Genomic DNA, 14,478 nt, shown 5'->3' on the forward strand with positions numbered 1-14,478 from the left:
GCATGGAGCAATTTTATCAGCGAAAATACACATGGTGCTTCCTGCCTGGGGCAGTTATCCGGGCTGGAAAGCAAAAGAGAAATCTATAAAAGAGCTGTGGAAACATTAGCTGATGGAAATCTTACAACCCTGATTCTGGTTTCAAGACCGGAGGTAACTCCTTTAAAAGAAGCGGCAAGAGCCTCCGGCGAACTGGCCGATATCGGAGTGAAAAATCAGGTGATGGTTGTAAATGGAATATTAACATCCTATGATGATATTATTTCAGAAAGCTTATATAAAAAGCAACAGGCAGCCCTTGCCGGTATGCCGGAAGAAATCAAGAATATGAAACGCTATTCCATACCGCTTAGAGCTTATAATATAACCGGTATAGAGAATGTAAGAGCTTTTCTGGAAAAGGATAGTTATACGATTCGAGCGGATAAAATAAAGGCAGAAATCATTCCGGGATTAAAAGATGTGATTGATGATTTATATCATACTAACAAAAAAGTCATTTTTACTATGGGAAAAGGCGGAGTAGGCAAAACAACAATCGCAGCTTCTATTGCTTTAGGTTTGGCATCAAGAGGAAAACAGGTGCATTTAACAACAACCGATCCGGCGGCTCATCTTCAATTTGTTATGAATGAGACAGATGGAATCACTATGAGTCATATCGATGAAAAAGAAGAATTAAAGAAGTATCAGCAGGAGGTACTTTCAAAAGCACGGGAAACCATGTCAGAGGAAGATATCGCATATGTAGAAGAAGATTTAAGATCTCCCTGCACCCAGGAAATTGCCGTATTCAGGGCACTTGCAGATATTGTTGAGAAGGCAGAAGATCAGATCGTTGTCATTGATACCGCACCGACAGGACATACGCTGTTACTTTTAGACTCAACTCAGAGTTACAATCAGGAAATCAAACGTTCCCAGGGTGATGTTCCTGAATCCGCAAAAAAGCTGCTGCCAAGATTACGGAATAAAGGGGAAACAGAGGTTATTATTGTAACGCTTGCAGAAACGACTCCGGTTTATGAAGCCATGCGTCTGGAGGAAGATTTAAAACGGGCGGATATTGCTGCAAAGTGGTGGGTAATCAATTCTTCCCTTTACCATACCGGTACGACTAATAAATTGCTGTCAGCGAAAGCCAGTAATGAAATTGAATGGATTAATAAGGTGGATGAGCACGCAAATGGTAATTTTGCAGTAATCAGCTGGCGCTCGGATGAAATAAAAGGCGAGAATCTATATTTACTGTAGATATAAAATGAAAGAAATAGTAGCAGGAGTCTGAAAAACAGATACTGTTACTATTTTTTTTGTGAATTTACATGATTTTTACATGAATTTAACTTAAACAATATTTGCATATCAGGATATCATGATATATAATTATAACGTAAAAGAGACAGCAACAGTGAAAGCAAATTCTCAAGTGGGTGTCAAAATAGGAAATGGATGGTGGTGATTATGTTTGTATTTATATTGCTTATAGCATCAATGATTATTTTCGGATACTTTCATTATAAAGGTACGTTGAAAAGAAGCAAGTCATTCATTGAAACAATAATAAATCAGAAGCATAAAGAGGAGAGTTAATGTGAAAAAAATTAATAGTAAAAAGAGTATTTTATTAGCCTTATTACTTACATCAACATTTGTATTTACCGGCTGTGGGCAACAGCAAAGTGCACAACAAGAAAGCGGAACAGCAGGAAAGTTATCAGGAGAAATTAGGATAGACGGTTCTTCAACTGTATTCCCCATAACAGAAGCAGTTGTAGAAGAGTTTAATAAGTCCGAGCCGGACGTTAAGATTCCAGTAGGAATATCCGGTACAGGCGGTGGCTTTAAAAAATTCGTAACAAAAGAAACAGATATCAGCAATGCTTCCAGACCAATAAAAGATGAGGAAGCAAAAAAGGCTAAAGATGCAGGCGTTGATTATATAGAATTAAAAGTGGCTTATGATGGATTATCGGTCCTGGTAAATCCTGAAAATACATGGGTTGATTCCTTAACTGTGGAAGAGCTGAAAAAAATATGGAATCCTGACAGCGAAGTAAAGACATGGAAAGACGTAAGAGATGAATGGCCCGAAGAAGAAATAAAGCTTTATGCCCCTGGTACAGATTCGGGAACCTTTGATTACTTCACAGAAGAAATTAATGGCGAAAGCGGTGCAATCCGCTCTGATTTTACAGGAAGTGAAGATGATAACGTGTTGGTTCAGGGAATAGCGGGTGATAAAAATGCGTTAGGATTCTTTGGGTTTGCCTACTACGAAGAAAATCAGGACAAGCTGAAACTGGTACCAATTGATAACGGCAATGGTGCTGTTACTCCATCATTTGAAACAATTAAAAGCGGTGAGTATGCACCACTTTCAAGACCAATCTTTATCTATGTAAATAAAGAAGCTCTTACAAGAGCAGAAGTAAAAGAATTTGTTAAGTTTTATCTTGAAAAAGCAAAGGACATAGTACCGGAAGTAGGCTATGTATCCCTCCCGGAAGAAGAATATAAAACAGAATCAGGTCAGCTTGAATAAAAGACAAATCAATCGAAACGTACACAGGAAAAGGTACGTTTCGATTGATTATATGAGGTAAATATGAGAGAAATAGTAAATGGTGTTAAACATAAAAATAAAAGAAGATTTGATATCATTGAATTTATGATAGAGAAAGTACTTGTACTTTTTGCCGCAATATCAATTCTTACAACTGTGGCAATTATATTTACATTGTTTGGAGAAACCATAGGATTCTTTCAGGAGGTTTCCATTCTTGATTTTTTTACAGGTACCAGGTGGGCACCAACACTAAAACCAAGAAATTTCGGAGTATTGCCGCTTTTAATTGGAACCATAATGATTGCCATAGGATCCAGCATTGTTGCATTGCCAATGGGACTTGGGAGCGCCATTTACCTAAGCGAATATGCACCAAAGAAGGTACGGAAAATCATAAAACCGGTACTTGAAATACTGGCAGGGATTCCCTCCATCGTTTATGGATTCTTTGCCCTGAATTTTATTACACCAATTATTCAGAAAATACTGCCACAAACACAGATCTTTAATGCATTAAGTGCAAGTATCGCTGTTGGAATCATGACATTGCCCATGGTTGCCTCCTTATGTGAAGACGCCATGATGGCAGTGCCGGATTCCGTAAGGAAGGGAGCATATGCATTGGGATCCACCAAATTCGAGACCGCCACAAAAGTTATCATACCTGCAACATTTTCAAGTATTGCATCTGCCTTTGTACTTGCGATATCAAGAGCAATCGGAGAGACAATGATTGTTGCAATTGCTGCGGGACAAAGTCCTGTATTGACGTTAAGTCCACTGAAAAGTATTCAGACTCTGACCGGATTTATGGTAAATATCAGCCTTGGGGATATTCAGTATGGAACCATTGAGTATAATACAGTTTTTGCAGTGGGTGCACTTCTTTTTGGGGTCACTTTCTTAATGAATATCGTGGCAAAAGCGATTGTAGACAGGAACAGGAGGTATTTAAATGGTCAGTGATAAACAAGTTACCGGTTTGAGTGTAATTAATAAAAAGAAAATTAATACAAGAAAAATAAAAAATGATTTATTTCACATAGTATTATTATCGTCCATTTTGTTTTCTGTTACTGTCCTTTTCCTTCTTCTCTATCAGATATTCAGCGAAGGAATGAAGTGGCTGGACTGGGATTTTATTACCAGTATGCCCTCCAGAAGCCCGGAAAAAGCGGGAATCTATTCTGCTTTAACAGGAAGTATCTGGACTATAGGAATTACAGCTCTGATTGCGCTTCCGTTAGGTGTTGGAACCGCCGTTTATCTGGAGGAATATGCAAATAGAAAAAGTGGATTTTATAAACTTCTTGTACTTAATATTTCCAATCTTGCAGGAGTACCGTCTATCGTATATGGAATGCTGGGATTGGCAGTCTTCGTAAGGTTCATGAATTTTGGCAGAAGTATTTTGTCTGGTGCTCTGACTTTAAGCATCCTGATTCTGCCAACCATTATTGTTTCTTCCAGAGAAGCACTAAAAAGCGTACCGATGAACCTGAAGGAAGGTTCTTACGCATTGGGAATGACCAAATGGAGAACAATAGCAGGAGTAACCCTGCCTTTTGCCTTGCCTGGAATATTAACCGGTTCCATTTTGGCGATTTCCAGAGCAATGGGTGAGGCTGCTCCTCTAATTATGGTAGGAGCAGCGGGGTATGTTGCTTTTTTACCAAATGGACCAATGGATTCCTTTACCGTGCTTCCTATACAGATTTTTAACTGGACTTCCAGACCACAGGCTGTATTTAAGAATGTTGCAGCAGCTGGTATTATGGTGCTGATGGTATTGCTGTTATCAGCCAATGCAATTGCAATAATTTTGCGGAATAAGTATCAGAAGAGAATCGATTAACTTAAGAAATGAGGGAATTATGGAATCCAAGATTAAAGTAGAGGGCTTGAGCTTTTACTATGGAAATGCAAAAGCTTTGAATGATATTAATATGGATATAGAAAAACAAAAAATAACTGCTTTGATAGGACCGTCAGGCTGCGGGAAATCCACCTTTTTACGTACCATAAACAGAATGAATGATCTGATTGATGGAAGCAGATGGGAAGGGCAGATATGGATTGATGGAGAAAATATCCTTGATGCAGAGTATGACATTATTAATCTGAGAAAAGAAGTCGGTATGGTGTTTCAAAGACCTAATCCGTTTCCCAAATCCATTTATGACAATATCATATATGCTCCAAAAAGACATGGTATAAAAAATAAAAAGGTGTTGGATGAGATAGTAGAGACAAGCTTAAAGAAAGCCGCTCTATGGGAAGAAGTAAAAGATAAGCTGGGCAAGTCTGCTCTTGAATTATCCGGCGGACAGCAGCAGAGACTTTGCATAGCCCGCTGCATTGCGGTCCAACCGGAAATCATATTAATGGATGAGCCGACCTCTGCTTTAGATCCCATTGCCACATTAAAAATAGAAGATCTTATGCAAAATCTAAAAAAAGAGTATACCGTAGTCATTGTTACACATTCTATGCATCAGGCAGTCAGAATTTCTGATAGAACAGGATTTTTTTTAAACGGAAATCTGGTTGAATATGGTGAAACATCTTCTTTATTTTCAGAACCTGAAGATAAACGTACAGACGATTATATCAGTGGGAAGTTTGGATAAAAAAACCCAATAAAAGAATAGCAAATCCAATTGATAGGTGGTAAAATCATATTAACGTATTATGATATATGATTTTATGAAAGAAGGGTTATGATGGAACAGCATATAACGAACGAAGATATTATGAGACTTAAATTAATTAGTAAGTTTTTTAAAGGATTTGCTGATTATAACAGATTATGTATTTTTGAAAGTCTTTTGGAAAGTGAAAAGACTGTTTCTGAGATTATTAATTATACAGGATTCAGTCAGCCCAAAATTTCGAACCATTTAAAATGTCTCCGTGAAGGAGATCTTGTGGAAGCAAGACAGGAAGGAAAGTTTATCTATTACAGTGTAAAAGATGAAAAAATAAAATCGATACTAAATACGGCAAATGAGCTGGTAAAAGATGCTTCCGAGGAGAAATTCAACTGCATGAATTATTAGCGTGGTAAAAATGAGTCCTTAGAAATGAGGTGAAGATTTGGATAAACAAATCGTATTTATTTCAGATATACATGGAAACATGGAGGCATTTAAAAATGTTCTAAAAGATATTGAACGAAGAAAAATCAGTCTTGAAGATGTGTATTGCCTGGGAGACTCTGTTGGCTATGGTACAAGACCTGATGATGTAATAAACCAGATCAAAGAACTGGGAATTACTTCAATATTAGGAAACTACGATGAAGCAGTGGGATTTTATCTGCCGACCTGTGGCTGCAGCATTGAATCAGACAGTGATAAGCATAAGACGAAAAATGCACTTAGCTGGACGGTGAAACATACCAGTGATGAAAACAAAGAATTCTTAAGAGAATTTGAGGAACAGATCACAATTAAGGCAGGAGGAAAGCGTATACTGCTTACCCATGCAAGCCCTGTTTCTATTACAGATTATGTTTACGAAGATAATACGGAGAAGCAGGAAGAAATTGCAGATGAGCTTGAAGAAGATATGATTGTATTTGGTCATACCCATATCCCATATGTAAAAAAGGTAAAAGATAAACTTTTTATTAATGCGGGCAGCGTTGGAAGACCAAAAGATGGGGATAACAGGGCATGCTACTGCATCCTTACCATAGGAGAAACAGTTGAGGCTGAGTTTGTCAGAGTACCTTATGATATTGAGAAGATGGCTGCAGAGATTGAGGAGTCAGAGCTTCTTGACTCATTTGCCATGGTGCTGCGGACTGGCCGGGATACAAAATAATAAATTCAAACAATAAAAACGAGGTTAATAAAAATGAGTGAAATGATAACAGATAATAAGCCGAAAGTTGCCTTCATATGTGTACACAATTCATGCCGGAGTCAGATAGCAGAAGCACTGGGAAAACATCTTGCCAATGATGTGTTTGAAAGTTATTCGGCGGGAACAGAGTTAAAGGATCATATCAATCCGGATGCGGTCAGGTTAATGAAAGAGCTTTATGGAATTGATATGGAGGAAACCCAGAAAAATAAGCTGATTGGTGAAATACCAAATCCGGATGTCGTTATCACGATGGGCTGTAATGTGAATTGTCCGGCTCTTCCGTGTAAATCAAGAGAGGACTGGGGGCTAGATGACCCCACCGGTAAAAGTGATATGTTTTTTGAGAAAACAATCCAGATAATCGAGAGCAAAATCATTGATTTAAAGAACAGGCTGAAAAAGTAATTGTATTTACATTTATTTTACTTATTTATGATAGATACGATAATGTTTCTTTGGTATAGTTAAAATATCTGTTTGCAAAATGTTTAATACAACAAGGAAAGGTAATATAACATGAGATTCTGTTATATAAGGGGATTCTATGGAAAGAGAAAAAATAAAAGTTTTGTTTGTCTGTGTTTCCAATTCGTTCCGCAGTCAGATTGCTGATGCAATCCTGAATCATAAATATGGAGGGTCTTTTGTGGCAGAAAGTGCAGGCTTCAGAAAGAAAAGCATTAATCCTCTGGCTATTGAAGTGATGAAGGAATATGGCCTGGATATATCGAATAAGAGTGTTGATGAATTATTGGATTTTTATAACCAGGGAAGAAAATATGATTATGTAATTACAGTTTGTAACAGAGGAGAAGAAGAGGATTGTCCAATCTTTCCGGGAAATGTTACAAGATTAAGCTGGAGGGAATTTAGGGATCCTGACGATTTTACAGGGACAGAGGAAGAAAAACTGGAAATGGCAAGAAAATTGCGGGATGATATAGCAAAAAGAATTGATGAATTTGTAAATACAGTTAAATAAGTGTAGTAAATTATATAGGATCAATTAGGATGAAATAATCTTAGTTGGTCTTTTTTTGCGATAGTTTATAATAGATTGAATTAAAAAATAATAAATTATAAGTAAAATTACTATTCAATTATGAATTATAGTATGTTATAATAATATAAACGGTAGTAGAAGAAAAAAAGTACAATGCAGGTTGGCAGCTATGTTTTTGTTCATTGCAAAGCTTTTAGAGGATGATGTTATTGATGAATAGCAGTATCCTATGAAAAGAAATGCCAACATCAGTGACGGAAGCAATTATGTGGTATTTTTAGGGTGCAGAGCCAGGTATATAAGGTGAGTAAGAGTCCTTATAAAAGGGAAATATATTTAAGAGGAGAATTAATATCGGTGTTTTGCGAAGTCGCTATTGGCAGCCGCAGAATAACGATTTATTTTTGCGAACATTTACAATAGAAAAGGAGATGAGTATGTCTATAAAGGAGCATCCTGATTATAGGGAAGAAAAGAAAAGACTGGAGGATACAATTGCCTATATTAAAGGTGCAATAAAAGCAGCTGAGTCGAGCAGGGTTAATCATAAGGAAGAAATAAAGCAGGCCTATGTGGATTTGGATTATTTAGATAGCAGCCAGAGTTATGCATCAATTATGCTATATTCAACATTAATTGAAGAATTGGAAAAAAATTACGATAAATTATTAGCTGTTAAGGAAAAACCGTATTTTGCACGAATCGATTTTAAGCAGGAGGATGAAGATAACTATAAGAAATTTTATATAGGCAAAATGTCCTTATATCATAAAGAAACAAATAAATGGTGGATTCTTGACTGGAGATCCCCATTGGCAAGTGTTTATTACGATGGAAGACTTGGGGAAGTAACTTACGAAGCTGTATCACAAACGATGAAAGGAAATCTATCGCTGAAAAGGCAGTATACGATTGAAAATTCAACGTTGGAAGGTATTATGGATGTGGATATTACTGCAACGGACACGTTTTTACAGGCCTCTTTAGGAGAAAATAAAGATAATAGATTAAAAGATATTGTTTCTACAATACAATCGGAGCAGAATGACATAATCAGATCGGATATCTCAAATCCACTGGTAGTACAGGGTGTTGCGGGAAGCGGGAAGACCACAATTGCGCTGCATCGTATCGCATACTTAATCTATACTTACGAAAAATCTTTTCACCCAGAAAATTTTATGATAATAGCTCCCAACAGATTATTTTTAAACTACATCTCGGAGGTTTTGCCGGAGCTTGGGGCAGATAAGGTGATACAAACTACTTTTACAGATTACATTTTTGAGCTGATTGGTCATAAATATAAATTAGTGGATTCGGATGAAAAGCTGATATCTATCATTGAAAATCAAAATGATAATAAAGATAATGAACAGCAGTTTCTTGTTAAAACAGCATCTTTTAAAGGCTCAATGGAGTATAAGGATATTATAGACAGATATTTGAATGAGCTAGAACAAAATTTTGTTCCTGATGAAGATTTCAGTTTAGAGGAATATGTCATTCTAGATAAAATCTCCATAAAAAACATTTTTCTAAATGAATATAATCACCTTCCGATATATAAGAGAATCGAGCAGGTTAAGAAACATATTACCTACAGTTTGAAAAAGAATAAAGGAAAAATTTTAGAAGGTATAGAAAAGTTTTATGATGAACAGATTGACAAAATCCGAAGAGAAGAAGCGGAAGGCGAGGAACGGCGCCTGAAAATTGTAGAATTGATTCATCAAAGAGATGAAGCGGCAGCAGTGATTAAGAAGTCTTCCGCCAGCCTGGTAAAAAAATACATTGCTAAATTTGATAAACGTGATTTATTTGAATATTACAGAGACCTTATTTCCTCAGAAATATTATTACAAAAATACGCAGATACTGAGCTGGATGAGAAATTTCTTACGTATATGTGCCGGCAGTCTGTAAATTTGCTGGACAAAAGGCAGGTAGAATTAGAGGATTTGTCTGCATTGGTCTATATGAAGCATAGAATATTTGGTTTTGAAAAAGAAATAGACATTAAATATGTTGTGATTGATGAAGCGCAGGATTTTAGTCATTTTCAATTTTATGCATTAAAGGAGATTTTTAAGACACAGCTGTTTACAATCTTAGGTGATTTATCCCAAGGAATTCATTCATACCGAAGCATCCAAAACTGGGACTATGTTTTAAATAATATATTTGATTCTGATAAGAGTCGATATTTAAAGCTTGAACAGAGTTACAGAACGACCATTGAAATCATGGATTTGGCAAATGAAGTAATCAAACTGATTCCAGATGAAAAAGTGATACTGGCTAAGCCTGTCGTAAGGCATGGTGAAAAGCCTTCTGTTATACAGTTCAACTCTAAAGATGAGATCATTAGTAAGACCGAAAAAAAGGTAGAAGAATTATTGACGGAAGGTTATAGTTCGATTGCGATCATTGGTAAGACTCCGAGAGAATGTAGAAATATTTATAAAGAGTTTCGTAAAAGAGGGAAAATCAAAACGAAATTATTGGAAGGAAAAGAGGAAGAATATGATCACAATATTGTTGTTGTTCCTTCTTATCTTTCAAAAGGATTGGAATTTGATGCAGTACTTATAATCAATATTGAGGATACCTATAAGGAAGAAGCCCTTGATTTAAAACTTTTATATGTTTCCATGACAAGAGCACTTCACAGACTGTACGTTTATGGTAAGAAAGATTCGATATCCTTTATTAACTACACGGATAATGATAGTATTTTACAATGATATGGAGGAAAAATGTCGCAGACAGATATAGAAAAAGATTTTTTACCAGTGGGTGAGTTGAGTATTATAGCGTTGAAAAGCAGTGAAGCTATAGGAAATAAGGTGAATAATTTTATCGTAGACTGGAGAAATGGGGATAAGAATGGCAACCATTCCTTATTACAGCTGGAAAAATACAGTAAAAGTTCTTATCTTTTAGATGCAGAATGTCCCAGATTTGGAACGGGGGAAGCAAAAGGCACTATAAAACAAAGTGTAAGAGGAAAGGATATATTTATTCTTGCAGATGTATCAAATTATAGCATTAGTTATAATGTGTGCGGAGAAAAAAACAGAATGTCACCGGATGACCATTTTCAGGATTTAAAGAGGATCATAGCGGCAATTGGCGGAAAAGCCCGCAGACTGACTGTAATTATGCCATTTTTGTATGAAGGCAGGCAGCATAAGAGGAGTTCCAGGGAATCTCTGGATTGTGCTTTGGCACTTCAGGAATTAACGAATATGGGAGTTGAAAACATTCTTACCTTTGATGCCCATGATCCCCGTGTTCAAAATGCGATTCCGTTAAAAAGCTTTGAAACCATTTGGCCAACCTATCAGTTTATAAAGGCTTTAGTCAGAAACATACCCGATTTAAAACTGGATTCGAAACATACGATGATTGTCAGCCCGGATGAAGGAGCAATGAGCAGGTCAGTTTATTATGCCAATATTCTGGGTGTCGATATGGGAATGTTTTACAAAAGGAGAGACTATTCAATCATTATAGATGGTTCCAATCCAATAGCAGCCCACGAGTTTTTAGGTACTAATGTGGAAGGAAAAGATGTAATAGTCATTGATGATATGATAGCTTCCGGTGGCAGTATCCTTGATACGGCAAAAGAATTAAAGAAACGAAAGGCCGGACGTATCATTGTCTGTGCAACATTTGGTCTATTTACCGGTGGACTGAAAAAATTTGATGAAGCTTATGAACAAGGTTTGATTTACAGGATTATCTCTACCAATCTCACATATCAGTCTCCAGAGGTCCTGTCCAGACCTTACTATATCTCTACGGATATGAGTAAATTTATAGCCTTGCTTATTGAGACTCTGAATCATAATACTTCAATCAGCGAGTTGATGAAACCGGATGATAAAATTCATCGATTTTTAAACAGGAGTCTATAATTCAGCGTTAACAAATTGACATAAAAATATAATACTAGGAGAGTTCATGAAAGAAGTTAGAATAGAATGGTTTGGAAATGTTAAAAATGATAGTATGGCAGGAATTGTAGTAGCAATTGCGCTGATTCCTGAAGCAATCGGTTTCGCACTGCTTGCCGGGTTAAGTCCCATGGTTGGATTGTATGCTTCCTTTTGTATCGCAATTGTAACATCAATTGCCGGAGGGCGACCTGGCCTGATTTCAGGGGCAACAGGAGCCATGGCATTAGTATTAGCCGGTTTAGTGAAGGAACATGGAATACAATATATGTTAGCCGCCACTATTTTAGCAGGTATTCTTCAAATGATAATGGGATTATTAAAAGCAGGTAATCTGCTTCGGTTTATACCAAGCCCTGTAATGACCGGATTTGTAAATGCATTAGGAATTTTGATCTTCAAATCCCAATTGTCTCATTTTATAGGTGCTGATATAACCATGTATCTATTGGTCGCAGCTGGAATGGCAATCATTTTTTACTTCCCGAAAGTGAACAAGGCAATACCAGCTCCCCTTGTGGCAATTGTATTATTGACAATTATTACCATTGCTGCCGAGATGAATGTTACAAGAATTGGCGACATGGGTGATATTGCAGGAACATTGCCTGCTTTTCTATTACCTGATATAGAGATTAATATGAATACCTTTCAAATTATTTTTCCTGTTTCCCTTTCACTGGCGGTTGTTGGTTTGGTAGAATCCATGCTGACCTCACAGCTGTTAGATGAAATGACAGATACAAAAAGCAATAAAAACAGAGAATGTATGGGACAGGGTCTGGCGAATATTGTTACAGGCTTTTTCGGAGGGATGGCAGGCTGTGCTATGATAGGCCAATCCGTTATTAATCACAAATCAGGTGGCAGAGGAAGATTGTCCACTTTTTTATCAGGCATATTTTTGATGATTTTTATTGTTGCGTTAAACAGCTGGGTTATTCAGATTCCGATAGCAGCACTTGTTGCAGTCATGATTATTGTTTCCATTGCAACCTTTGACTGGCATTCTATTAAGCGAATGACAAAAGTTCCTAAGACCGACACTGCAGTTATGGTGACAACGGTTGCGATTGTATTATTGACGGATAATCTGGCGTATGGAGTTGTTGTCGGTATTATTATGAGTGCTTTGTTCTTTGTATATAAGATATCCCAGACCGTGGTTGAAAAGATCGAAACAGAAGAAGGTATTATTTACCGTTGCTATGGTCAGCTGTTCTTTGCATCAACCACTCATTTTTTAGAAAAGTTTGATTTTGATATTAGCAATCAGACCATAGGTCTTGATGTCACTCACCTTAAATTCTGGGATGAATCGGCAGGGGATGCGTTTGACAAATTAATTATGAAGTATAGTGAAAAGCATGTTAAAATCAAAATAGAAGGGCTGAGTGAGGCCTGTGAGAAACTGCTTCAAAAAACATCCCTGCAATATTCCATTATGCCGGAGTATGTAGACTGATCATCGTAGTGAGCGATGATTCGGTTCAGAGCTGATAACTGTTATTTAACTTGAGAAGGTATATTTGTTGCGTAAAATCGCAGAAAGGGTTTGGTTCTATGAAGGAAAAGGAACTGCAGGAGAAAAAAATAAAAATCATTCCCCTTGGTGGACTTGAAAAGATTGGTATGAATATAACTGCCTTTGAATATGAAGACAGTATTATTGTGGTGGATTGCGGAATATCGTTTCCAGAGGATGATATGCTGGGAATTGATCTGGTAATCCCTGATTTTACTTATTTATTGAAAAACCGGGATAAAGTGAAAGGATTTTTTATCACCCATGGTCATGAGGATCATATCGGTGCACTTCCGTATATATTAAAGGATTTAAATGTTCCGGTCTATGCAACGAAGCTGACGCACGGACTAATTGAGCTTAAGCTGAAGGAGCATAATTTACTCAAAAACGCGAAAAGAAAAGTAGTAAAGCATGGGCAGTCAATTAATTCAGGTGCTTTCCGGGTGGAATTTATAAAAACCAATCATAGTATTGCTGATGCATCCGCACTGGCAATTACTTCACCTGCAGGAGTCATATTACATACAGGTGATTTTAAAATAGATTATTCCCCGTTATTTGGTGATGTCATTAATTTACCGAGATTTGCCGAAATCGGAAAGAAGGGAGTCCTTGCTCTTATGTGTGACAGTACGAACGCACAGAGAGAAGGGTTTACCGTATCGGAACAGAAGGTTGCCAAGACCTTTGATATTCTTTTTACAGAAAATATTTCCAGCAGGATGATTATCGCAACTTTTGCGTCAAATGTAGACAGAGTAAATCAGATTATCAGTACAGCCTATAAATTTGGTAAAAAAGTCGTGATTCAGGGAAGAAGCATGGTCAATGTGATTAAGGTGGCTTCTGAACTGGGCTATATTGAAATACCTGAAAATACAATTATTGAAGTAGAAGAAATGAAAAAATACCCGGATGAGAAGCTGGTCATCATTACAACGGGAAGCCAGGGAGAAAACATGGCAGGGTTATCACGAATGGCGGATTCAACCCATAAAAAGATAATAATCCGGCCAGGTGATAAGGTTATTTTAAGTTCTACTCCGATTCCCGGAAATGAAAAGGCAGTTGCAAGAATCATTAATGATCTTTCCAGAAAAGGCGCTGAAGTCATCTACCAGGACACCCATGTTTCCGGGCATGCATGCCAGGAGGAACTGAAACTCATATATGCTCTGCTGAAACCACAATACGTCATACCGGTGCATGGAGAATTCAAGCATCTTAAGGCACAGGAAAAACTGGCACAATCCATGGGAATACCGGATAATAATATATTTATTCTGCAGTCAGGAAATGTTTTAGAGCTTTCAGAGAAAGAGGGCGGCATTGTTGGTCAGGTAACAGCAGGAGAAGTGTTAGTTGATGGACTTGGGGTCGGTGATGTTGGTAATATTGTTATTAAGGACAGACAAAATTTATCCGCAAATGGTTTATTGATCGTTATTATAGGAATGCAAAAGGGAAGTAATCAGGTGATTTCAGGACCTGAAGTTGTTTCCCGGGGCTTTGTATATGTCAGAGAATGCGATGAATTAAT

General features: G+C 37.1%; 13 protein-coding genes. All 13 read left to right on the forward strand.

Features of this window, described 5'->3' with window-relative positions; all coding sequences use genetic code 11:
- On the forward strand, positions 1–1,254 hold a 1,254-nt coding region (locus RZO55_RS16890), incomplete at its 5' end, for an ArsA-related P-loop ATPase (protein ID WP_318065430.1).
- Between the two features lie 340 nt (positions 1,255–1,594).
- Complete coding sequence (locus tag RZO55_RS16895) at positions 1,595–2,545, forward strand: PstS family phosphate ABC transporter substrate-binding protein (protein ID WP_318065431.1); 951 nt, start codon at positions 1,595–1,597, stop codon at positions 2,543–2,545.
- A 63-nt stretch (positions 2,546–2,608) separates the two neighbouring features.
- Positions 2,609–3,535, forward strand: coding sequence for a phosphate ABC transporter permease subunit PstC (gene pstC / locus RZO55_RS16900; protein ID WP_318065432.1), 927 nt, complete (start codon positions 2,609–2,611; stop codon positions 3,533–3,535).
- The gene (pstA, locus tag RZO55_RS16905) at positions 3,525–4,424 is read left to right on the forward strand and encodes a phosphate ABC transporter permease PstA (RefSeq protein ID WP_318065433.1); all 900 of its coding nucleotides are present in this window, start codon (positions 3,525–3,527) and stop codon (positions 4,422–4,424) included. Before pstC ends, pstA begins: the two co-directional genes overlap by 11 nt.
- 19 nt (positions 4,425–4,443) lie before the next feature.
- Positions 4,444–5,199, forward strand: coding sequence for a phosphate ABC transporter ATP-binding protein PstB (gene pstB / locus RZO55_RS16910; protein WP_318065434.1), 756 nt, complete (start codon positions 4,444–4,446; stop codon positions 5,197–5,199).
- Between the two features lie 123 nt (positions 5,200–5,322).
- Positions 5,323–5,628 (forward strand): ArsR/SmtB family transcription factor, encoded by a 306-nt coding sequence (locus RZO55_RS16915; protein WP_318065435.1) that lies wholly within the window; start codon positions 5,323–5,325, stop codon positions 5,626–5,628.
- A gap of 37 nt (positions 5,629–5,665) precedes the next feature.
- Positions 5,666–6,397: a metallophosphoesterase family protein gene (locus RZO55_RS16920; protein WP_318065436.1), complete on the forward strand. Its 732-nt coding sequence runs from the start codon at positions 5,666–5,668 to the stop codon at positions 6,395–6,397.
- Between the two features lie 33 nt (positions 6,398–6,430).
- Complete coding sequence (locus tag RZO55_RS16925) at positions 6,431–6,847, forward strand: arsenate reductase ArsC (RefSeq protein WP_318065437.1); 417 nt, start codon at positions 6,431–6,433, stop codon at positions 6,845–6,847.
- A 139-nt stretch (positions 6,848–6,986) separates the two neighbouring features.
- On the forward strand, positions 6,987–7,424 hold the full coding sequence (locus tag RZO55_RS16930) for an arsenate reductase ArsC (RefSeq protein ID WP_318065438.1): 438 nt from the start codon (positions 6,987–6,989) through the stop codon (positions 7,422–7,424).
- A 458-nt stretch (positions 7,425–7,882) separates the two neighbouring features.
- A complete protein-coding gene (gene helD, locus RZO55_RS16935; protein ID WP_318065439.1) occupies positions 7,883–10,192 on the forward strand; it encodes an RNA polymerase recycling motor HelD in 2,310 nt (769 codons plus the stop codon).
- Positions 10,193–10,204: 12 nt separating this feature from the next.
- Complete coding sequence (locus tag RZO55_RS16940) at positions 10,205–11,371, forward strand: ribose-phosphate pyrophosphokinase (RefSeq protein WP_318065440.1); 1,167 nt, start codon at positions 10,205–10,207, stop codon at positions 11,369–11,371.
- 46 nt (positions 11,372–11,417) lie between these two features.
- Entirely contained in the window at positions 11,418–12,875 is a 1,458-nt protein-coding gene (locus tag RZO55_RS16945; protein ID WP_318065441.1) for a SulP family inorganic anion transporter, read from the forward strand.
- Positions 12,876–12,973: 98 nt separating this feature from the next.
- Positions 12,974–14,478, forward strand: a 1,505-nt coding sequence (locus tag RZO55_RS16950) for a ribonuclease J (RefSeq protein WP_318065442.1), incomplete at its 3' end; no start/stop codon positions are given.

The organism is Clostridium boliviensis (genome assembly GCF_033342255.1).
GTDB classification, from domain to species: Bacteria; Bacillota; Clostridia; order Lachnospirales; family Lachnospiraceae; genus Lacrimispora; species Lacrimispora boliviensis.

Excerpts from the sequence above, each read along its gene's own strand:
- pstC (WP_318065432.1), top strand. The coding sequence starts at position 2,609 with ATGAGAGAAATAGTAAATGGTGTTAAACATAAAAATAAAAGAAGATTT.
- pstA (WP_318065433.1), top strand. The coding sequence starts at position 3,525 with ATGGTCAGTGATAAACAAGTTACCGGTTTGAGTGTAATTAATAAAAAG.
- pstB (WP_318065434.1), top strand. The coding sequence starts at position 4,444 with ATGGAATCCAAGATTAAAGTAGAGGGCTTGAGCTTTTACTATGGAAAT.
- RZO55_RS16915 (WP_318065435.1), top strand. The coding sequence starts at position 5,323 with ATGAGACTTAAATTAATTAGTAAGTTTTTTAAAGGATTTGCTGATTAT.
- RZO55_RS16925 (WP_318065437.1), top strand. The coding sequence starts at position 6,431 with ATGAGTGAAATGATAACAGATAATAAGCCGAAAGTTGCCTTCATATGT.
- RZO55_RS16930 (WP_318065438.1), top strand. The coding sequence starts at position 6,987 with ATGGAAAGAGAAAAAATAAAAGTTTTGTTTGTCTGTGTTTCCAATTCG.
- helD (WP_318065439.1), top strand. The coding sequence starts at position 7,883 with ATGTCTATAAAGGAGCATCCTGATTATAGGGAAGAAAAGAAAAGACTG.
- RZO55_RS16940 (WP_318065440.1), top strand. The coding sequence starts at position 10,205 with ATGTCGCAGACAGATATAGAAAAAGATTTTTTACCAGTGGGTGAGTTG.
- RZO55_RS16945 (WP_318065441.1), top strand. The coding sequence starts at position 11,418 with ATGAAAGAAGTTAGAATAGAATGGTTTGGAAATGTTAAAAATGATAGT.